The sequence below is a fragment of the Campylobacter sp. CFSAN093233 genome, from assembly GCF_011068165.1.
Lineage (GTDB): Bacteria > Campylobacterota > Campylobacteria > Campylobacterales > Campylobacteraceae > Campylobacter_D > Campylobacter_D jejuni.
This window is the reverse complement of record NZ_JAAMWY010000010.1, coordinates 1-20,134: the sequence shown is the minus strand read 5'-3', so window position 1 is coordinate 20,134 and position 20,134 is coordinate 1. Positions and strand designations below refer to the sequence as shown.

Here is a 20,134-nt window from a genome sequence, read left to right as displayed (position 1 = left end):
ATAAATTCTATGCCTAAGGGAATTAGTGAATTATCATCTGATAAAACTATAGGTATTATGCCGAAAAATTATGATAAGCTAACAATAACAAACTATTATAATACACAAGAGCAATATAATGAAGCAGAACAATTAGGAATGTTTGGGCATATTAATATAGGCTTACAACCATTAAATTTCACTCCGCAAAGTATGCAAACTCAAAATTTAGATAAAGACACTGCAATAGATACTTTTAATCCTGATATGTCAGTTTATCCACAAAATGAAGATGGAAGTTACTCTAAAGAGGCTTTGTTTATGAGTTTTTTAAAATCAACGGGTGTATCGCCAAGAGAAGGTAGTGCAACATTAAATCCTATAGCTAAGTCTTATGCTGAAGCTATGGCCAAAGAAAGCTTTGATGGATCATTAACTTCCTTAGATGACATCATGACAGGCAAAGTTGATTTTGCAAGTTTATTAAAAGGTTATGCACAAGATGGCTGGCTTGATGCAGATATATATGCAATGGAAAAAGGGGTTGCTTGGCAAAATACAAGTATAGGTTATGGTGGAGCTTGGTTTGATAGAGAATTTAATCAAGCAAAAGCTAATGGCTGGAAAGCAAGTAATGAAAGTATAAATTCTTTTGTAAATAATATAATGGATAGACTTAATAATCTTATAGGGCAGACTAGGGTTTAAAGAAGTATTTGCACGAAGTCAAATTAAAAATGATGACATTTGCAAATACTTAGCAAATCACATAAAGCTAGGTGCATCGTTTGAAAAGAGTATTAAATCTCCGTGTTTTGTTTCTTTAGCTAGAGTTTGAACTAGCTGACTCTTTTCTTTAAGTATAATGGTTTTTATTTTTAACTCTTTTTTGAAAATTTCAGCATTGATTTGTGCACTAATGATAGCAAGATCAAAACACTCATTGATGATTTTAGCAAGTTTTATATTTTCTTCTTCGCTTACTTCCACTATACCAGGACTTACTAAAACTTTGCGTCCTTTATAGCTTTTACAAAGTTTATAGCTTGTGCTCATACCTTTAAAATTTCCATTAAAACCATCATCTATGATAAATTTAGGCTCTCTTGAAAGCACTTGCAAGCGATGTTCTACGGAGTTTATATTTAAAACTTGCTTTTGAATTTTTTCTAGTTTTATGCCAAGATAATGAGCACAAAGTATACAAACACAAAGATTTTGCGCATTAAAATCCCCTAAAATTTGACTTTTAAAATCATAGGATTTATTTTCTATATCGATTTTAAATTCTAAACCTTCAAGACTTGAATGAATAAGACTTAATTTATCATCATAAAGGTTGATGAGCTTATCTTCTTCTTTTTGGGTGCTAGAGTGTAAAAAAGCCTTTTCTAGTCTTTTGGAATTTAAGGCTTCAAGTTTGGTTGAGCGGATATTTTCAACACTTTTAAAATACTCTAAATGTGCATTGCCTATCTCTCCTACTATGCTGATGTGAGGTTGTAAAAAACGCGTGATTTCATCAATATCGCCTTTAAGTCTAGCACCTGCTTCAGCTATGTAAATTTGAGTATCTTGGCTTAAATTGGTGTTGATATCAGCAACTATGCCTAGCAAGGTATTGACAGAGCGTGGTGTTTTGTAGCTTTTAAAGTCATCTTTTAAAAGTTCGTATAAAAAATTTTTAATACTTGTTTTTCCAAAACTTGCGGTAATGAGTATGATTTTTAAATTTTCATTGGCTCTTAGTTTGGCTTTGGCTTGTTTTTTATAATATAAATTTGTAAAAAACTCATAAATTTTAAGACTAAATAAAGCAAAAGGAAGGCTAAAAAGATTAAAAAGAAAAGAAAAACGCAAAGCAAGGATAGCAAAAATAGCATTATAAACAAAAACAAAAACAAAAAACCATTTAACCTTACTTGTAAAAACAAGCTTTTTATCTATACCTTTGTTCCAAAAATACAAAATCGGAGTATGGATCAATGCAAAATATGCCAAAGAGTATAAAGGAAAAGCTAAGAATAAAAAATAAGGAATAAATAAAAAATACAAATGCCACAAAGGTTTATGATAATGAAAAAACACGCGTTTAAATTTATAAGAATACCATTGTAAAGCACTCATAAGATAAAAAGCTATACAAAAATTAAAAAATAAAGAATTAATAAAATAAAGAGTATTGACAAGCATTTAAATTTCCTTAATTTTTTGAGCTATGAAAGCAGAATGTTTTAAAAAGAAAAAATGATTTCCCTCTAAAGGATAAAAAGTGCTATTTTTTAAAAATTGATGCATTTTTTCACCACAATACAAAGGCGTAGATTCATCGCTTTCCCCCCAAAAAACCAAGCTTTTAGCCTTTTGCTTGGCAAAAATTTCACTAAAATCCTCATCAACAACCCTTTTAAAGGTTTCATACATCATAGGACTAAGATTTGCTCCATCTTTACTAGCAAAATAGCGATAAAATTTTCCCAAACCAAAGAGTTTTAAAATTTTAAAAATACGGATTTTAAAACGCACTTTTAGAGATTTTTTAGCCAAAATTCCTGCACTTGAAAGTAAGATTAGAGTGTCTTTTTCTTTTGCGAGTAGGGTACTTACTTTTCCGCCAAAAGAATGCCCCATGAAAAAACAGACATTGAGTTTTTTTTGTTTTAAAAAAAGTTCTGTGATATTGGCGTAATCTTGAGTGTTTAAAATTTCTTCCACGCTTGAATTTCCAAAACCCGCCAAATCCATATAAATTTGACAAAAATCTTTTAAAAAAGGACAAAAACTTTGCTTCATAAGTTCTTTATTAGCTCCCCAGCCGTGTAAGATAAGTATTTGCGGTAAGGAAAGATCGCCTAAAATTTCATAAGAAATTTGATAAGTTTTGTTTTTATAAGAAAGTTGAGTTTGAGCCATTTTAAGCCTTTTGATTTTTGTAGATATTTTCTAAAAGTTGCATGGCATTTTGTAAGCGTTCAAATTCTTTCATACTAAGCATTACAGCTTCAAATTTGTTATTTTTTAAAATAACTATTTTTCCACTTTCACTTTTTTTGAGTTTTTCCATAATGGGGCTAAAATTTCTTACCACCTCGGTGGCAGTGTAAATTTCATCTTGTTTAAAAGAGAGCATTTTTCTTCCTAAAATACGCTAAATTTTATGTATAATTTAGCGTATTTTGACTTAAAAGCTTATAATTTTCCTTTTTGTCCGTTGATGGAGTGAAGGAAGTTGTAGTTGATTTTTATCATTTTTTCAAGTGAAATTTGATCAGCTAAAGCGTTTAAAGTGGTATTAAAATCTTTAAAAAGATAATTAGCCAAAGAACCAGGATTTGGGTTGATTTCATTTAAATATATTTCATTATCCAGTATAAAAAAATCGCAGCGTATTAAAGCACCTTTAAACAAAGGATTGTAGATCTTTTTAAAACTGTCTTTGAGTTTTTCTTTTAATTCTTCGCTTAAATCCGCTTCTATAAGCTCATTGTGTCCTGAAAAGCTAAGATATTTTTGTTCAAAGTCTAAAAATTCTTTTTTCTTTGGCTCTTCTATGATGGAAAAAACAAACTCATCATTGATCATACATCCTGCAAGATTGTATTCTTTGATATTGTTTTTAAATTCTTCCACTACAAGATCATTATCAAATTCAAAACCTACATCTTTGGCATATTCTAAATCTTTTTCATCTTTTACTATGCTAATGCCTATACTACTTCCAAGTCTTGCAGGTTTGATAATGCAAGGAAAATTAAGCTTTTCTTTAGAGTTTTGATTTTTTCTTAGCATGGTATAATCAAGTGTTTTTACTCCAACGCTTTTGGCATAAAGTTTGGTAAGTTCTTTGTTGAAAGATAATACACTAGCTTCAAGCCTAGGTCCTATAAATTTAATAGAATAAAACTCAAATAAAGCCGCAATTTTTCCATCTTCTCCATCTCTACCATGGATAAGATTGATCACGCATTCGCACTCTAGTTTATTTTCTTTTAAAAAGCCTTTACTAAAAAAACCTCCTTGTTTGATGAAAAGTTCTTTTTCTTTTTTATAAGCTTTGGTGCTAAAAGTTTTAGAATTCATTTTTTCACTTGGGATATGATAAAATCTTCTTTCTTCATCACAAAAAATAAATTCTAAATTTTGATTGATAACTTTTTTAAGTACTACAGCACTTACTATACTGATCTCATGTTCATAAGAATTTCCGCCAAAAAGTATTGCAAATTTCATTTTATTCCTTTATCCTAGTTTTTTAAGAGCTTCTTTGATGAGTTCGCTTGTGCTTGTTGCTTGAGCACTTGCTAAAACACTTATGATTTTTTCTTGTTTAAAGCCTAGAGTAAGAAGTGCGGCTAAGGCTTCGCTTTTATCATCGCTTACATTTTCAAGTTTGGTTTTTGTGTCAGAAAGTTCTACTATAATGCGTTTTGCACTTTTTGGACCTATGCCAGGTACTTTTTTAAGCACGCTTTCATCGCCCAAACTTAACGCTTTGTAAAAAGAATTTACATCAAGACTAGAGCATACCGCCATAGCAGTATTTGCACCCACTCCATTGACTTTTAAAAGCATTTCAAACATTTTTTGTTCATCTTTATCCAAAAAGCCATAAAATTTATTAGAATCTTCTTTGATGATTTGAGTGATAAAAAACTCATGCTTTTCTTGAGTTTGAATTTTAGCAGAACAAAAAAGCGAAATAAATATCCCATAGCTTAAACCACTAGCGCATTTAACAATGATAAAAGTAGGTTCTTTTTTTGTGATTATTCCTTCGATGCCGACAACCATGCTATATCCTTTTCTTCATAATCTAATTTTTTATGTATTTCTATACTTTCTTGGTTGTTTTGTATGACTTTTTTAATGCCTATAAATTTAGCACTTTCATTAACAAATGAAGAGTAAAAAATATCTTCTTTAGGCTCTAGAAGTGAAAATTTGATTTCATTCATATCAGTCCATTTGCCACTTTTATTTATAAAAGTTGCTTCAAAAAGCATTTTTTGCAAATTGATTAATTCTAATTGTAAAGATTTTTTGCGTTCAAGAAGTTCTTTTTCTTCATTTTGTAGTTTATTTAATTCAAGATTTTGCAAAGAGAAATCTTTTAGGGCTTTTTCGTATTGTACAGGAACATTTTGACCTTGATTTTTAAGTTCTGTTATCTTTTTTTCAACGCTTAAAATTCCATTTTTGCTTGATAAAATGTATTGTCTTATTTTATTTATTTTATGATTTAACTTAGAAATTTGCTCTCCTAAAATCGCAAATTCTTCATCATAATTTTTATCAAGAGTTTTAATTTTAGCATGAAATTTATTGTTATCCCCGTTAATGCGTTCTATTGTGGTGTTTTCAAAAAACACACAAGAATTATTACTTTCTAAATTTTCTATATAGATTTTATCAGCTTGTATATTTCCACCTAAGCTTTTTTTAATTCTCACTTCTTTAGCTTTGATTGTTCCACCTTCGAGCAAATCTATATTTAAAATTTCGGCTTCTACAAATCCTCTATGAGTTTTTATATAGGCTTGTTTGGCTTGAATTTTGGCTTTAGAATGTGTAGTGCCTTCAATTTTCATTTTAGCGGCATTAAGTTGAGTGTTGCTTCCTACGCTTCCGACTACATTTAATTCTTCACATTCTATCCCAACCCCAGAATTTACAGCATCTTTTACTTCTGAAAGAAATTTTATATTGATTTTGACATTTTTGTCTAGTCCAGCTCTTATAATCCCTATATTTTTAAAATCTACTCCATTAAAATCTAGTTCATTGGCAATATCAAATTTTTCACCATCTTGTACTACATAACCTTTTTTTAAAGCTATATATTCTGTGTATCCATCTTGCTCTACTTGTTTAAAAGCCGAAGAACAAGAAAATTTAACTTTATTTTCATTTGCGGCTAAAACTTTTAAGGTGTGTAAATTTAAGTCTTTTCCTTCTTTACCTTGTTTAAATTTGGCGTGTTTTAAAACAACTTCGTTTTCATCAACAACAATAATACCTGAGCGTTTTTCATCGATAGTGTAGTTTTTGGTTTTTTCTTTATAAGCCAAGATCAGGGATTCATCTTGACTTTCTATAGGATCAATACCTTGTGCAACGGTGATTTGTATAGTTTTATTTAAAGGGATGTTTTTATGTTGGTTGCAAAAAGACATTAAATTTTTCTTAAAATCAAAAATGCGGATACCTATTAAAAATTTAAGTTTCAACATCTTTTTATAAATATTTTGCAAAAGTTCTAGTGCTAGTTTTTCATGAAAGTCTAAATTTGTAAAATCAATTTGAGCAACTATTTTGGTTAAATTTTTATTTGCAACTAGTTTGACTGCTTGAGATGCTTTGCTTTGGTTTATACCGTGGAAAATTTCTATTTTGTATTCTTGCTTGATTTGAAGATCATTTTTTAAAAAAATTTCATCTTTATCAAAAAGAGTTAATTCTTTTTCAGAGATTTTTTCCCATTCTAAATCTCCAAAACGATATTGTGTAGAAAACGCCAATAAACTAAAATCAAGCTCATTTAAGCTAAGGTTTGTTCGTGAAGCTACGCTTAAAAGCTCTCGAGCTGGATTTTCTGTATAGGCAATAATTTTTTCATCCAAAGCCAAAACTTTCCCCTTGTAAAAAATTAAGAATGTAATTATAGTCAATTTTTAATCAATTTTAGTTAAAATAGTTCTCTTTATATTTTGAAGTTTATGAAAAAATTTAATGAAGAGTTTAGTATTTAAAAATTTTATTATCAATGCTTTAGGAATTTTATTTTCAAGAATTTTAGGGCTTGCTAGAGATGTTTTAATAGCGCTTTTTTTAGGAGCAGGGCTTTATAGTGATATTTTTTTTGTGGCTTTAAAAATGCCTGCTTTTTTTAGAAGAATTTTTGCAGAAGGGGCTTTTGGACAAAGTTTTTTGCCTAATTTTGTAAAAGCGAAAAAAAAAGGAGCTTTTTGCGTTAGTGTAATGATGCAATTTAGCCTTATAGTTTTTTTATTTTGTCTTTTGGTAAGTTTTTTCTCCTCTTTTTTTACCAAGCTTTTTGCTTTTGGGTTTAACGCAGATACTATAGCTTTAGCGGCTCCTTTGGTGGCGATTAATTTTTGGTATTTGTTTTTTATTTTTTTAGTTACTTTTTTAGGAGCTATTTTAAATTATAGACAAAAATTTTTCATTACCTCTTTTTCTGCGGCATTATTTAACTTAAGTATTGTTATAGCTGCCTTTTTTGTGGATAAAAATGCACCGCAAAATACACTTTATTATTTTTCTTATGCAACGGTTTTAAGTGGGGTGGCACAGCTTATTTTACATTTGCTTGTTTTAAAAAACAATCCTGTAATCCGTGCTATGGCTTTAAGTATAAAATTTAAAAAAGCCAAGGCGAAATTACAAGGTTTTTATGGCAATTTTTTTCATGGAGTTTTAGGTTCTTCTGCGACTCAATTTAGCTCATTGCTTGATACAACTATAGCTAGTTTTTTAATGAGCGGGAGTATTTCTTATCTTTATTATGCAAATCGTGTCTTCCAACTCCCCCTGGCACTTTTTGCTATTGCTTTAACTCAAGTTTCTTTTCCAAAAATTTTAAAACATTTAAAAAGTGATCAAGAAAATTTAGCCTTAAAATTTATGCAAAGAGCATTAGCACTTTTAAGCATTTTGCTTATTGCTTCTAGTATTGTAGGTTCTGTGTTTGCTTTGGAAATTTCAAAGCTTTTATTTGAAAGAGGAAATTTCACTCACGAAGATAGTGTGATTACGGCTTATGTTTTGATTGCTTATCTTATAGGGCTTTTACCTTTTGGTTTGCAAAAGCTTTTTTCTTTGTGGCTTTATGCAAAATTTAAACAAAAAACAGCAGCTTGGATCGCGGTAAAATCTTTAATTATCAGTGCTTTATGTTCTATGGCTTTTATATTTTTGATTAAAGATGAAAGTTTAAAGGTTATTGCAGTGGCACTTTCAAGCTCTATTAGTGCTTTTTATTTGCTTGGAGCTAATATCAAAGAATTTGGTTTTAAGAAATTTTTTGCTTTAATATCTATTAAAATTTGCTTATTGGTTATAGTTGCTTTGATTGTTTTTACGATCTTACTTATTTTGGTTAAACCTTATATTTTAAGTTTTTTTATAGGAATTTTTACAAGTTTTAAAGGAGTTTTTTAATGAGATTATTAGACAGTGTAACAAAAGAGAAAATAAAACTTGATAAAAAAGATATTAGTATTTATTTATGCGGGCCTACGGTTTATGATGATGCACATTTAGGACATGCAAGAAGTAGTGTTTGTTTTGATCTTTTGCGTAGGGTTTTACTTGCTCAGGGCAATAGGGTAAAATTTGCTAGAAATTATACAGATATTGATGATAAGATTTTGAAAAAAATGGCTCAAAGTGGTCAAACTTTAGAGGAAATTACGGAATTTTATATTAAAAGTTATGAAGAGGATATGAGGGTTTTAAATGTATTAGATCCTGATTTTAAACCTCGTGCAACGCATTATATAACAGCTATGCTTGATTTGATTAAAAAGCTTGCTAAGGATGGGTTTGTTTATACTCTAGAAGATGGAATTTATTTTGATACAAGTAAAGATGAAAAATATTTAAGCCTATCAAATCGCAATTTAGAAGAAAATATCTCTCGTCTAAGTAATGAAGTGCAAAAAAGAAATGAAAGCGATTTTGTGCTTTGGAAATTTGATGAAAATTTTTACGAAAATGAATTTGGCAAAGGGCGCCCAGGTTGGCATACTGAATGTGTTGCTATGATTGATTCTATTTTTGAAAATACTCTTGATATACATGCTGGAGGGATAGATTTGCTTTTTCCTCATCATGAAAATGAAGCTGCGCAATGTCGTTGTGGATGTAAGAGAAAATTAGCAAATATTTGGCTTCATAATGGTTTTGTAAAAATCGATGGCGAAAAAATGAGTAAAAGTTTAAATAATAGTTTTTTCATAAAAGATGCTTTAAAAGAATTTATGGGCGAAGCTTTAAGATTTTATCTTTTGAGTTCTCATTATAGATCTCATTTTAATTATTCTTTATTGGATTTAGAAAATGCTAAAAAACGTTTAGATAAATTTTATCGCCTTAAAAAAAGATTGGATTTAGGTGAAATTTCTGATTTTGATGTTTTAAATGATATTGAAATAAAAAGCGAAATTGCTAAGCAAATTTTAGAGATTTTAAATGATGATTTAAACGTTTCTAAAGCCTTAGCTCTTTTAGATGATTTTATAAATAATGCAAATTTAGAGTTGGATAAAGAAAGCAAAAATAAAATTTTAAAACAAAATATCAAAGAAGCTTTAAGTGAGCTAGCTAAAATTTTTGGCTTTGGTTTTATGGATACAACTTTATATTTTCAATGGGGTGTAAGCAAAGAAGAACGAGAAGAGATTGAAAAGTTAATTTTAGAAAGAACTGAGGCTAAGAAAAGCAAAGATTTTAACACAGCTGATACAATAAGGGAACAACTAAGTAGTAAAAAAATCACTCTTTTAGATACTCCAAATGGAACAATTTGGGAGAAAATAAATGCATAATGAGATGAATTTAAAAGAGGTTTTAATACGCTTTAAGCCCTTTTATAAAAGATATTGGAAGCAATTTGCTATAGCTATTTTTGGTATGATTTTAGCAAGCGGAGGAACTGCTGGAAGTTTTTATGCTTTAGAGCCTATTTTAAATTATATTTTCGTTGAAAAAAATGAAGCTTTACTTTATACAGTGCCTTTTTTGCTAGTATTGATGTATTTTTTTAAAAATCTTGGAACTTATCTACAAAGTTTTTATGTTTCCTTTATAGGAACAGATATGTTAAGAGTATTGCGTGCTAGGGTTTTAAAAAATGTTTTACGCTTGGATATGGATTTTTTTAAACGCTATAGAAGCGGAGAGCTTGTAAGTCGTTGTACTAATGATATTAATGCACTTCAAAGTATAGTATCAAATATTATTCCTGATTTTTTTAGAGAGCTTTTAACTGCTATAGGACTGCTTGCGGTAGTCTTGTATCAAAGTCCTACTTTGGCTTTTTTTGCTTTAGTGATTTTGCCTTTAGCTATTTTTCCTTTGGTATGGTTTGCTAAAAAACTTAAAAAATATGCAAGAAATATACAAGAAACAAATTCGGATTTACTTTCTTATTTGGGTGAAATTTTTTCAAATATTGAATTGATCAAAGCTAATGATAATGAAAAAAAAGAAAGTGATAAATTTTCTAAGCATAATGATATTTTATGTAAATTAAACCTAAAATCCGCACGTATTGATGCACTTACAAGTCCTTTAATGGATATGATGGGTTCTGTTGGGGTTGCTGTGGTGATTATTGTAGGGGGTAGAGAGGTTATCAATGGTTCTATGAGTGTGGGAAGTTTTATCAGTTTTGTTTCGGCACTTTTTGCGATATATACTCCTTTAAAGCGTCTTTCGTCTTTATATGGAAAACTTCAAGGTGCTGTTGCGGCAAGTGAAAGAACTTTTTATTTATTGGATTTAGAACCTCAAATTAAAGGTGGAAGCAAAGAATTAAAAAACATTGAAAAAATTAGCTTTGAAAATGTTGAATTTGCTTATGAAAACCCGCATAAAAGTGTTTTAAAAGGCGTAAATTTTGATTTTGTTAAAGGGCAAATGCTTGCTCTTGTAGGGACAAGTGGGGGTGGCAAATCTTCTATTATTAATCTTTTGATGTATTTTTATGAAAAGCAAAAAGGTAAAATTTTACTCAATCAAGAAGATATTAGCACTTTTACCATAGAAAGCTTACATGCTAAAATAGGACTTGTAACGCAAAATATTTATCTTTTTAATGATAGTTTTGCTGCAAATATTGCTTATAGCGAAGAGTTAGAAGAAGAAAAAGTCATCCAAGCTTTAAAATTGGCCAATGCCTATGAATTTGTTAAAGAAATGGGCGGGATTTGGGCTGAAGTGAAAGAACATGGTAAAAACTTAAGTGGAGGACAAAAACAAAGAATAGCAATCGCTAGAGCTTTATATAAAAATCCTGATGTGCTTATTTTTGATGAAGCAACTTCAGCTTTGGATAATGAAAGTGAAAAAGCAATAGTTAAAACTATAGAAAATTTAAAACAAGACAGATTGATTTTAGTGGTTGCACATCGTTTAAGCACTATAGAAAATGCAGATAAAATAGTAGTATTGGATAAGGGTAAGGTATTGGCAATAGGTAAAGATGAAGAGCTTTTGCAAACTTGTTCTTTGTATCAAAAATTTAAAAGCAAAGAAAAAACAAAGCCTAGCTTTAGTTAATTTTAGTTAGAATTTTAAAAAGGATTAAAAAATGGCTTATGAAATGATAAAACCTTTACTTTTTAAGTTAAACCCTGAGTATACACATGCTTTGGTTGAATGTAGCTTAAGGGCTTTAAGTGCTAGTTTTCCAGGAGCTTTAAGTTTTTTAGCACACAAATATATAGTTGATAATGAGAGTTTAAGGCAAAATTTACTTGGACTTGATTTTAATAACCCTGTGGGTTTAGCAGGAGGCTTTGATAAAAATGCTACTATGATAAGACCTTTGAGTGCTTTAGGATTTGGCTTTTTAGAAGTGGGAACTTTTACTCCAAAACCTCAAGAAGGCAATGAAAAACCACGTCTATTTAGACTTGTAAAACAAGAAAGTATACAAAATGCTATGGGTTTTAACAACGAAGGTGCTGAAAAGATTGCTTTAAGACTTGCAAAAACTTATCCTTTTGTTTTACCCTTAGGAGTAAATATAGGGAAAAATAAAATCACTCCAAATGATAAAGCCTTGGAGGATTATTTTACTTTGTTTAGAGATTTTAAGGATTTATGTGATTATTTTATCGTTAATATCTCATCTCCTAATACTAAAAATTTAAGAGAGTTACAAAATGATGATTTTTTAAATACCTTGCTTGAAGAAGCCAAAAAAATTACTTCTAAGCCTATTTTGATAAAAATTGCTCCTGATATGAAAATAGATGATGCTTTAAATTTATGTGAAAATGCTATTAAAAAAGGTGCAGACGGGTTTATATTAGCCAATACTAGTGTTGATTATAGCTTACTAGATAATAATCGTACTTTTGGTGGTATTAGTGGAAGGTTGATTACAGAAAAAAGTGGTATTTTTTTCAAAGAAGTAGCTAAAATTCTTTTTGGCAAAACCTTGCTTATTGCAAGTGGAGGGATTGATAGTGCTGATATTGCTTATGAGCGTATTAAAAATGGGGCTAATTTGGTGCAAGTTTATACAGCTTTGATTTTTAAAGGTCCTTCTTTGGTAAAAAATATCAATCAAAATCTTATAGAGCTTTTAAGAAAAGATGGTTTTTTACACATTAGCGAAGCTGTTGGGGTAAATTTAAAATGATTGCTTATGAAAAAATTCAATTAAAAAACAAGCTTGAAGTTTATGCTTTGCCTGTAAATAAAAATAGCGATGTGATTAGCGTTGATATTTTTTATAAAGTAGGTTCAAGAAATGAGATCATGGGAAAAAGCGGCATAGCTCATATGCTAGAACATTTAAATTTTAAAAGTACTAAAAATTTAAAAGCTGGCGAATTTGATGAGATTGTTAAGGGTTTTGGTGGTGTGGATAATGCAAGCACAGGTTTTGACTATACTCATTATTATATTAAATGTGCGAAGAAAAATTTAGATAAAGCTTTGGAACTTTTTGCAGAACTTATGGCGAATTTAAATTTAAAAGATGAAGAATTTCAGCCTGAAAGAGCAGTGGTTTTAGAAGAGCGTAGATGGAGAACAGATAATAATCCTTTGGGATATCTTTATTTTAGACTTTTTAATCATGCATTTATGTATCATCCTTATCATTGGACTCCTATAGGTTTTTTTAAAGATATAGAAAATTGGAGTATTGAAGATATTAAAGAATTTCACAGTATTTACTATCAACCTAAAAATGCGATTTTACTTGTAAGTGGCGATATAGAAAGTAAAGAAGTTTTTGAGCTTTCAAAAAAACATTTTGAAAAGATTAAAAATACTAAGACTATGCCTAAAATTCACACAAAAGAGCCTAAGCAAGATGGAGCAAAAAGAATATATTTGCATAAAAACTCAGATACTGAACTATTAGCCCTTGCTTATAAAATTCCAAATTTCAAGCACAAAGATATACCTGCTTTAAATGCTTTATCCGAGCTTTTAGGAAGTGGGAAAAGTTCTTTAATGAGTGAAATTTTGATTGATAAATTAAATTTAATCAATGATTATTATGCTTATGTTAATGATTGTATAGATGAAAATTTATTTATTTTTATTTGTAATTGTAACCCCAATGTTAATGCAGAAAAAGTAGAAAAAGAGCTTTTAAAAATCATTGATAAGCTTAAAATGGGTAAAATTTCTCAAAAAGATTTGCAAAGAGTGAAAAATAATGTCAAAAGCGATTTTATTTTCTCATTTAACAATGCTAGTGCAGTGGCAAATATTTATGGTTCATATCTAGCAAGAGGAGATATCAATCCTTTGTTAAATTATGAGAAAGATATACAAAATTTGGAATTAAAAGATTTGATTTCTTGTGCTAAAAAATATTTTATTCAAGAAAATTCAACTACGGTAATTCTAAGAAAGGATTCAAATGGATAAAAATATTATTATTGGGGCGATGACGGCTCTTATTACACCATTTAAAAATGGAAAAGTTGATGAGCAAAGTTATGCAAGATTGATTAAAAGACAAATAGAAAATGGCATCGATGCAGTAGTTCCAGTAGGAACAACAGGAGAAAGTGCAACTTTAACCCATGAAGAACATAGAACTTGCATAGAAATAGCCGTTGAGACTTGCAAAGAAACTAAAGTTAAGGTTTTAGCAGGTGCGGGAAGTAATGCAACTCATGAGGCAGTGGGTTTGGCTAAATTTGCTAAAGAGCATGGTGCTGATGGGATTTTAAGTGTGGCACCGTATTATAATAAACCTACACAACAAGGACTTTATGAGCATTATAAGGCTATTGCACAAAGTGTAGATATTCCTGTGCTTTTATATAATGTTCCAGGAAGAACAGGTTGTGAAATTTCAACGGATACTATTATCAAGCTTTTTAGAGATTGTGAAAATATTTATGGAGTAAAAGAAGCGAGTGGAAATATCGATAAGTGTGTGGATTTGCTTGCGCACGAACCTAGAATGATGCTTATTTCAGGGGAAGATGCGATCAATTATCCTATACTTTCGAATGGCGGAAAGGGAGTGATTTCAGTAACTTCAAATTTATTACCCGATATGATTAGCACTTTAACTCATTTTGCTTTAGATGAAAATTATAAAGAAGCTAAAAAAATCAATGATGAGCTTTATAATATCAATAAAATTTTATTTTGCGAAAGTAATCCTATTCCTATTAAAACGGCTATGTATTTAGCTGGATTGATAGAAAGTTTGGAATTTAGACTTCCTCTTTGTTCTCCAAGTAAGGAAAATTTTGCTAAAATTGAAGAAGTGATGAAAAAATATAAGATCAAAGGATTTTAATGAATACAGAATTTCAAGGAAAAACTTTAGTGATTAGCGGTGGAACTCGCGGGATAGGCAAAGCTATAGTTTATGAATTTGCTAAAGTGGGTGCAAATATAGCTTTTACTTATAATTCTAATGCGCAAATTGCTGATGAAATGGTTCAAGATTTGGAGAAAAATTATAAAATCAAAGCTAGAGCTTATGAGTTTAATATTTTAGAACCTGAAACTTATAAAGAACTTTTTGAAAAAATTGATGTGGATTTTGATAGAGTGGATTATTTTATCTCAAATGCTATCATTTCAGGACGTGCGGTTGTAGGTGGCTATACTAAATTTATGAAGTTAAAACCAAAGGGAATTAATAACATTTTTACAGCCACAGTAAATGCTTTTGTTGTGGGTGCACAAGAAGCAGCTAAAAGGATGGAAAAAGTAGGGGGTGGAAGTATTATTTCTATTTCATCTACAGGAAATTTAGTGTATATAGAAAATTATTCAGGTCATGGCACAGCAAAAGCTGCCGTAGAAGCTATGGCAAGATATGCGGCTACTGAACTTGGAGAAAAAAATATCCGTGTAAATGTCGTAAGTGGTGGGCCTATTGAAACTGATGCTTTAAGAGCTTTTACAAATTATGAAGAAGTAAAACAGGCTACTATAAATTTAAGCCCTTTAAATCGCATGGGGCAGCCTGAAGATTTGGCTGGAGCATGTCTTTTTCTTTGTTCAAGTAAGGCAAGTTGGGTAACAGGACATACTTTCATCGTTGATGGTGGTACAACTTTTAAATAAAAATTAAGAAAAATCAATGGATTTTTCTTAAAAATATTTTTCAATCAAGTTTTAATTTCCATCCTAAAAAAACACTTAATAATGCAAGTAAAAAAATAAAATTTAAAGTCCAATTGCCAAAACCTACAAAACCTATAGATAATACGCTGTAAAAAAATCCTCCCACAGCTGAATAAATACAAATCGTACTTAAAGATCCATTTTCTGCCATTTTTTTACATGGGCAGATTTTATAAAATTTTTTATCATTAAATTGATTTTTCTTTTTATTTCCCAAAAATAAACCAAAAAGGGCAAAAAGATTTAAAAAAATAAAAGCATATAATAAAATTTGATCTAATTCCATTTTAATATACCTTAAAAATATCTAAGCCAAGAGGGTAGATGGACTTGCTCTTCTTTTAAAGTAGTTTCTTGTCCATGTCCTGGCAAAAGTTTAAAATCTTCTTTGTAAGTCATAACTTTTTCTAAGCTTTGTTTCATTAAATTTGCATCTGAATAAGGAAAATCCCATCTTCCTATGCTTCTATAAAATAAAAAATCTCCACTAAACATGATATTTTTACCTACAATTTCTATCATAGTGCAACCTGGTGTATGTCCTGGTAAAAAGTGAAATTTAAAGTCAAGTCCGCCTATAGAAATGATATTTTCATCATCAATCAAATAATCCGCTTTGCTAGGCATAAAACCTTGATTAAAAGGATCTTCAAGCATAAAAGTATCATTTTTATGAATATAAATGGGGATTTGATAGGCTTGTTTTACTTTTTCATTATCCCAAACATGATCGTAATGTCCGTGAGTGTTTAAAATCGCTAAAGGATTTTTTACATGTTTTTTGATGAAATTTAGCGCATCAAAACCAGGATCAATTATAATTTCTCCATGCTCACCAAATAAAATATAACAATTTGTCTCATAAGCTCCACAAGCTTGTTTGATAATTTGCATTTTTTGCCTCTTTAATAAAAAATTTGCCTTAAATAAATATAATTATACATTAAATTTTTAAAAGGCAAGCTTTATGGATTGGCAAAAGATTACGGAAAAAATGTGTGATTTTATACAAGAAAAAGTGAAAAATTCTCAAAGTCAAGGTGTGGTTTTGGGGCTTAGTGGCGGGATTGATTCTGCTTTGGTAGCAACGCTTTGTAAAAGAGCTTTAAAAGAGAATGTTTTTGCTCTTTTAATGCCAACTCAAATTTCAAACAAAGCCAATCTTGAAGATGCTTTAAGGCTTTGTGCGGATTTAAATCTTGAATATAAAATCATAGAAATTCAAAGCATTTTAGATGCTTTTATAAAGCAAAGTGAAAATACTACTCTAGTATCGTTAGGAAATTTTGCAGCGCGTATTAGAATGAGTTTGCTTTATGATTATTCTGCTTTAAAAAATTCTTTAGTCATAGGCACTTCTAATAAAAGCGAATTGCTTTTAGGTTATGGTACGATTTATGGAGATTTAGCTTGTGCTTTTAATCCTATAGGATCGCTTTATAAAAGTGAAATTTATGCCTTAGCAAAATACCTTAACTTGCATGAAAATTTTATCAAAAAAGCTCCAAGTGCGGATCTTTGGGAGAATCAAAGCGATGAGGGGGATTTAGGTTTTTCTTATGCAAAAATCGATGATGGCTTAAAAGCTTTAGAAACTAATGACGAAAAACTTTTAAGAACGCTTGATCCTTCTTTGATTGCTATGTTAAAAAATCGCATGCAAAAAAATGCTTTTAAGGGAAAAATGCCTGAAATTTTGGAAATTTAAACAATGAGTGAAGAAAAAAATTATGAACTTTGGCTTGATAATTATTTTTTTAAGCCTAATTTTTGGCAAAAATGTCTTGCTTTTGTACTTTTACCTTTAAGTGTGCTTTATGCTTTTTTTGCGATTTTAAATACTTTTTTTCGTAAAAAAATAGTTTTTAAAAAGCCTGTTATTAGCGTTGGTAATTTAAGTTTTGGAGGTAATGGAAAAACCCCGCTTTGCAAAGCTATAGCAAGGGAATTTGATGGCGTTTTTATAGTGCTTAGGGGCTATAAAAGAAAATCTAAAGGTTTGTTTGTTGTTAAAAATCAAAATGAAATTTTATGCACCTTAGCACAAAGTGGCGATGAAGCTATGGAGTATGCTTTTGAAGAAAATATCAAAGGTGTGATTGTAAGTGAAGATAGAGTAAAAGGTATTGAAAAAGCTTTTGAGTTGGGAGCTAAAATCGTTGTACTTGATGATGCTTTTTCTAAATTTCATATTAAAAAATTTGATATTTTGCTTGAAAGTAAAATCAAACCTTATTTTAATTTTACCTTACCAAGTGGAGCTTATCGTTTGCCAAAATTTTATGAAAAAAGGGCTGATTTTATTGCATTAGAAGGTAGGGATTTTGTGCGTTATTCTTTTGTAAAAGAAAATCCAAAGGCTGTTTTGGTAACTGCTATTGCTAAACCTTTTAGATTGTATGAGCATTTTATCAAAGCAAGGGCTTGTTATTTTTTTAAAGATCATTATGAATTTAAAAAAGAAGAATTAGAAAATTTGCTAAAAAAACATAATTGCGATACACTAATGCTTACTTTTAAGGATTTTGTTAAAGTTAAAGATTTTGGTTTTAAATGTCAAATTATAGAATTAAATATAGAACTAAAAGATTCATTAAGGGAAAAAATAAAAACTTATATCAAGGAGTTTGAACAGTGAAATTGGTCGAGAGTAGAAATGTAAATAATGTATCAAGTTTTAAGGAAGCTTTGATTAACCCAAACGCCCCAGAAGGAGGGCTTTACTCACCTTTAAATTTGCCTATTTTTGAAGGAGAAAAATATGCCAATTTATCTTATAAAGATTTTGCTTTAAAGCTTATAGAAAGTTTTGGTTTTGGCGAAGAAGAGCTTTTTAAAAAGGCTTTGAAAAGTTATGAAAGCTTTGATGATAAAAATACACCTATTTCTTTGCAAAAAATCTCTGAAAAAACCTATATTAACGAGCTTTGGCATGGGCCTACAAGAGCTTTTAAAGATATGGCTTTACAGCCTTTTGGCGTGCTTTTAAGCGAATTTTCAAAGGATAAAAATATTTTAATTATCTGTGCTACAAGCGGCGATACAGGGCCTGCAACTTTAAAAAGTTTTGAAAATGCAAAAAATGTTAAAGTAGCTTGTATGTATCCAAAAGGTGGCACAAGTGGAGTTCAAGAGTTGCAAATGCGAGCTTTAGATAAGGATAACTTGAAAGTTTTTGCCATAGATGAGGATTTTGATGCAGCGCAACGCACTTTAAAAGAATTGCTTTTTTCAAAAGATTTTCAAAACGAAATTAAAGCTTTAAATTATGAGCTTTGCGCAGCTAATTCTGTAAATTTTGGGCGTATTTTATTTCAGATTATTTATCATTATTATGCGAGTTTAAAACTTTTTAATGAGTTTTTAGAAGAAGTGCAAATTATCGTTCCAAGTGGAAATTTTGGCAATGCTTTAGGGGCTTTTTATGCTAAAAAAATGGGAGCTAAAATTTCAAAAATCAAAATCGCTTCAAATGTGAATAATATTTTGAGTGAATTTTTTAATCATGGCGTTTATGATTTGCGTGAAAAAAGTCTTAAGAAGACTATTTCTCCAGCTATGGATATACTTGTTTCATCTAATATCGAAAGACTTTTGTTTGCGAAATTTAAAGATAAAAGAACCAAAGAACTGATGAATTTGTTGAAAAATGAGAGATATTTTAAACTTGAAAAAGAAGAATTGCAAAGTTTGCAAGAAGATTTTGAGGCGGATTTTTGCACTGATGAAGAATGTATGCAATTTATCAAACAAAGCAAGATTTTAATCGATCCGCACACCGCAACTTGTTTTAAAATGCTTGATCCTTTAAAACCTAGCATTATTACCTCTACAGCAGAATGGACAAAATTTACTCCAAGTATGATAAAAGCTTTATATGATAGGGATTCTAAGAATGAAAAAGAAGATTTAAAATTTATAGCTAAAGAGTTTAATGTCCAAGTTAAAGATGAAATTTTGGCTTTATTTGACTTGAAAAATAGCGATGAAAAGGTATTTGAAGCCAAAAATATAAAAAAAGAAATTTTAGATTGGATGCAAAAATGATTATTATTCCTGCAAGATTAAAATCAAGTCGTTTTCATGAGAAAATTTTATGTGATGTAGGTGGAGTGCCTATGTTTGTGGCTACTGCAAGAAGGGTAAGTAGTGTGGATGAAGTTTGTATAGCTTTAGATGATGAAAAGGTTTTAAGTATCGCTAAAGAATATGGTTTAAATGCAGTTTTAACAAGCAAAAATCATGAAAGCGGTACGGATAGGATTAATGAAGCTTGTAAGAAACTATCTTTAAAAGATGATGAGATTATTATCAATGTCCAAGCTGATGAGCCTTTTATAGAATGTGAAAATTTATTAAAATTTAAAGAATTTGCAAGTTCTTGCTTGGATAAAAAAGCTTTTATGGTGAGTTGTTATAAAAAAATCACCCAAGAAGAAGCTATGGATCCTAATCTGGTTAAAGTGCTTTGCGATAAAGAAGGGTATGCCTTGTATTTTTCAAGAGCTAAAATCCCTTATGAAAGAGAAAATTACGAGGAAAGTTTTAAAGGGCATTTAGGTATTTACGCTTATAGTGTCAAAGCTTTAAGGGAGTTTTGTTCTTTATCAAGTTCTGCACTTGAAAGAGCGGAAAAATTAGAGCAGTTAAGAGCTATAGAAAATGGTAAAAAAATCAAAATGCTTGAAATATCAACAACAAGCATGGGGATTGATACTAAAGAAGACTATGAAAGGGCTTTAAAAATTTATTTAGAAAAATAACTCCACCCCAAAACGAAACAGAT

At 29.9% G+C, this 20,134-nt stretch carries 19 protein-coding genes and 1 pseudogene; 12 read left to right on the top strand and 8 right to left on the bottom strand.

What is annotated here, in order from left to right; translation table 11 throughout:
* Positions 1 to 687, top strand: a pseudogene (locus tag FBF15_RS08995) (hypothetical protein); the annotation flags it as partial.
* Between the two features lie 57 nt (positions 688 to 744).
* On the opposite strand, the gene murF reads toward FBF15_RS08995, so the two are convergent.
* The 6 genes from murF to FBF15_RS08965 are packed head-to-tail and all read right to left on the bottom strand — an operon-like array spanning position 745 to position 6,605.
* The gene (gene murF, locus FBF15_RS08990) at positions 745 to 2,172 is read right to left on the bottom strand and encodes a UDP-N-acetylmuramoyl-tripeptide--D-alanyl-D-alanine ligase (RefSeq protein ID WP_002860764.1); all 1,428 of its coding nucleotides are present in this window, start codon (positions 2,170 to 2,172) and stop codon (positions 745 to 747) included.
* Complete coding sequence (locus FBF15_RS08985; protein WP_032580973.1) at positions 2,173 to 2,892, bottom strand: alpha/beta hydrolase; 720 nt, start codon at positions 2,890 to 2,892, stop codon at positions 2,173 to 2,175.
* Position 2,893: 1 nt separating this feature from the next.
* Complete coding sequence (locus tag FBF15_RS08980) at positions 2,894 to 3,109, bottom strand: type II toxin-antitoxin system Phd/YefM family antitoxin (RefSeq protein ID WP_002852622.1); 216 nt, start codon at positions 3,107 to 3,109, stop codon at positions 2,894 to 2,896.
* 59 nt (positions 3,110 to 3,168) lie between these two features.
* Positions 3,169 to 4,209 (bottom strand): D-alanine--D-alanine ligase, encoded by a 1,041-nt coding sequence (locus FBF15_RS08975; protein ID WP_032582892.1) that lies wholly within the window; start codon positions 4,207 to 4,209, stop codon positions 3,169 to 3,171.
* 9 nt (positions 4,210 to 4,218) lie between these two features.
* Complete coding sequence (gene ruvA / locus FBF15_RS08970) at positions 4,219 to 4,770, bottom strand: Holliday junction branch migration protein RuvA (RefSeq protein WP_002933558.1); 552 nt, start codon at positions 4,768 to 4,770, stop codon at positions 4,219 to 4,221.
* The gene (locus FBF15_RS08965) at positions 4,746 to 6,605 is read right to left on the bottom strand and encodes a flagellar assembly protein A (protein ID WP_165434639.1); all 1,860 of its coding nucleotides are present in this window, start codon (positions 6,603 to 6,605) and stop codon (positions 4,746 to 4,748) included. The genes ruvA and FBF15_RS08965 overlap by 25 nt, the downstream gene beginning before the upstream one ends.
* A gap of 103 nt (positions 6,606 to 6,708) precedes the next feature.
* Here FBF15_RS08965 and murJ point away from each other — a divergent pair, with 103 nt between their 5' ends.
* From murJ to FBF15_RS08930, 7 genes are read left to right on the top strand one after another with little or no spacing between them, the layout of a single operon-like run.
* Positions 6,709 to 8,160, top strand: coding sequence for a murein biosynthesis integral membrane protein MurJ (murJ, locus tag FBF15_RS08960; protein WP_165434638.1), 1,452 nt, complete (start codon positions 6,709 to 6,711; stop codon positions 8,158 to 8,160).
* Entirely contained in the window at positions 8,160 to 9,548 is a 1,389-nt protein-coding gene (gene cysS / locus FBF15_RS08955) for a cysteine--tRNA ligase (RefSeq protein ID WP_002869881.1), read from the top strand. The genes murJ and cysS overlap by 1 nt, the downstream gene beginning before the upstream one ends.
* A complete protein-coding gene (locus FBF15_RS08950; protein ID WP_032592362.1) occupies positions 9,541 to 11,283 on the top strand; it encodes an ABC transporter ATP-binding protein in 1,743 nt (580 codons plus the stop codon). The genes cysS and FBF15_RS08950 overlap by 8 nt, the downstream gene beginning before the upstream one ends.
* Before the next feature lie 31 nt (positions 11,284 to 11,314).
* The gene (locus tag FBF15_RS08945) at positions 11,315 to 12,373 is read left to right on the top strand and encodes a quinone-dependent dihydroorotate dehydrogenase (RefSeq protein WP_002869883.1); all 1,059 of its coding nucleotides are present in this window, start codon (positions 11,315 to 11,317) and stop codon (positions 12,371 to 12,373) included.
* Positions 12,370 to 13,620, top strand: coding sequence for a pitrilysin family protein (locus FBF15_RS08940; RefSeq protein WP_038817121.1), 1,251 nt, complete (start codon positions 12,370 to 12,372; stop codon positions 13,618 to 13,620). The genes FBF15_RS08945 and FBF15_RS08940 overlap by 4 nt, the downstream gene beginning before the upstream one ends.
* Positions 13,613 to 14,509 carry a 4-hydroxy-tetrahydrodipicolinate synthase gene (gene dapA, locus FBF15_RS08935; protein ID WP_038817122.1) on the top strand — a complete coding sequence of 299 codons (897 nt, stop codon included), beginning with the start codon at positions 13,613 to 13,615 and terminating at the stop codon, positions 14,507 to 14,509. The genes FBF15_RS08940 and dapA overlap by 8 nt, the downstream gene beginning before the upstream one ends.
* Positions 14,509 to 15,288 carry an enoyl-ACP reductase gene (locus FBF15_RS08930; RefSeq protein ID WP_002852476.1) on the top strand — a complete coding sequence of 260 codons (780 nt, stop codon included), beginning with the start codon at positions 14,509 to 14,511 and terminating at the stop codon, positions 15,286 to 15,288. The genes dapA and FBF15_RS08930 overlap by 1 nt, the downstream gene beginning before the upstream one ends.
* 40 nt (positions 15,289 to 15,328) lie before the next feature.
* On the opposite strand, the gene FBF15_RS08925 is transcribed toward FBF15_RS08930, so the two are convergent.
* Entirely contained in the window at positions 15,329 to 15,634 is a 306-nt protein-coding gene (locus FBF15_RS08925; protein ID WP_002852583.1) for a hypothetical protein, read from the bottom strand.
* A gap of 11 nt (positions 15,635 to 15,645) precedes the next feature.
* Positions 15,646 to 16,242 (bottom strand): MBL fold metallo-hydrolase, encoded by a 597-nt coding sequence (locus FBF15_RS08920; protein ID WP_002873848.1) that lies wholly within the window; start codon positions 16,240 to 16,242, stop codon positions 15,646 to 15,648.
* Between the two features lie 73 nt (positions 16,243 to 16,315).
* Between FBF15_RS08920 and FBF15_RS08915 the strand changes: the two genes are divergently transcribed.
* The 4 genes from FBF15_RS08915 to kdsB are packed head-to-tail and all read left to right on the top strand — an operon-like array spanning position 16,316 to position 20,111.
* Positions 16,316 to 17,056 (top strand): NAD+ synthase, encoded by a 741-nt coding sequence (locus tag FBF15_RS08915; RefSeq protein ID WP_052786694.1) that lies wholly within the window; start codon positions 16,316 to 16,318, stop codon positions 17,054 to 17,056.
* Positions 17,057 to 17,059: 3 nt separating this feature from the next.
* Complete coding sequence (locus tag FBF15_RS08910; protein WP_057036135.1) at positions 17,060 to 17,986, top strand: tetraacyldisaccharide 4'-kinase; 927 nt, start codon at positions 17,060 to 17,062, stop codon at positions 17,984 to 17,986.
* Positions 17,983 to 19,395 (top strand): threonine synthase, encoded by a 1,413-nt coding sequence (gene thrC / locus FBF15_RS08905; protein ID WP_165434637.1) that lies wholly within the window; start codon positions 17,983 to 17,985, stop codon positions 19,393 to 19,395. Before FBF15_RS08910 ends, thrC begins: the two co-directional genes overlap by 4 nt.
* Positions 19,392 to 20,111: a 3-deoxy-manno-octulosonate cytidylyltransferase gene (gene kdsB / locus FBF15_RS08900; RefSeq protein WP_038817126.1), complete on the top strand. Its 720-nt coding sequence runs from the start codon at positions 19,392 to 19,394 to the stop codon at positions 20,109 to 20,111. Before thrC ends, kdsB begins: the two co-directional genes overlap by 4 nt.
* The last annotated feature ends 23 nt before the right edge of the window (positions 20,112 to 20,134 follow it).

Coding starts and splice junctions, on each gene's coding strand:
- murF (WP_002860764.1), bottom strand. CDS start 2,172: ATGCTTGTCAATACTCTTTATTTTATTAATTCTTTATTTTTTAATTTT.
- FBF15_RS08985 (WP_032580973.1), bottom strand. CDS start 2,892: ATGGCTCAAACTCAACTTTCTTATAAAAACAAAACTTATCAAATTTCT.
- FBF15_RS08980 (WP_002852622.1), bottom strand. CDS start 3,109: ATGCTCTCTTTTAAACAAGATGAAATTTACACTGCCACCGAGGTGGTA.
- FBF15_RS08975 (WP_032582892.1), bottom strand. CDS start 4,209: ATGAAATTTGCAATACTTTTTGGCGGAAATTCTTATGAACATGAGATC.
- ruvA (WP_002933558.1), bottom strand. CDS start 4,770: ATGGTTGTCGGCATCGAAGGAATAATCACAAAAAAAGAACCTACTTTT.
- murJ (WP_165434638.1), top strand. CDS start 6,709: ATGAAGAGTTTAGTATTTAAAAATTTTATTATCAATGCTTTAGGAATT.
- cysS (WP_002869881.1), top strand. CDS start 8,160: ATGAGATTATTAGACAGTGTAACAAAAGAGAAAATAAAACTTGATAAA.
- FBF15_RS08950 (WP_032592362.1), top strand. CDS start 9,541: ATGCATAATGAGATGAATTTAAAAGAGGTTTTAATACGCTTTAAGCCC.
- FBF15_RS08945 (WP_002869883.1), top strand. CDS start 11,315: ATGGCTTATGAAATGATAAAACCTTTACTTTTTAAGTTAAACCCTGAG.
- FBF15_RS08940 (WP_038817121.1), top strand. CDS start 12,370: ATGATTGCTTATGAAAAAATTCAATTAAAAAACAAGCTTGAAGTTTAT.
- dapA (WP_038817122.1), top strand. CDS start 13,613: ATGGATAAAAATATTATTATTGGGGCGATGACGGCTCTTATTACACCA.
- FBF15_RS08930 (WP_002852476.1), top strand. CDS start 14,509: ATGAATACAGAATTTCAAGGAAAAACTTTAGTGATTAGCGGTGGAACT.
- FBF15_RS08925 (WP_002852583.1), bottom strand. CDS start 15,634: ATGGAATTAGATCAAATTTTATTATATGCTTTTATTTTTTTAAATCTT.
- FBF15_RS08920 (WP_002873848.1), bottom strand. CDS start 16,242: ATGCAAATTATCAAACAAGCTTGTGGAGCTTATGAGACAAATTGTTAT.
- FBF15_RS08915 (WP_052786694.1), top strand. CDS start 16,316: ATGGATTGGCAAAAGATTACGGAAAAAATGTGTGATTTTATACAAGAA.
- FBF15_RS08910 (WP_057036135.1), top strand. CDS start 17,060: ATGAGTGAAGAAAAAAATTATGAACTTTGGCTTGATAATTATTTTTTT.
- kdsB (WP_038817126.1), top strand. CDS start 19,392: ATGATTATTATTCCTGCAAGATTAAAATCAAGTCGTTTTCATGAGAAA.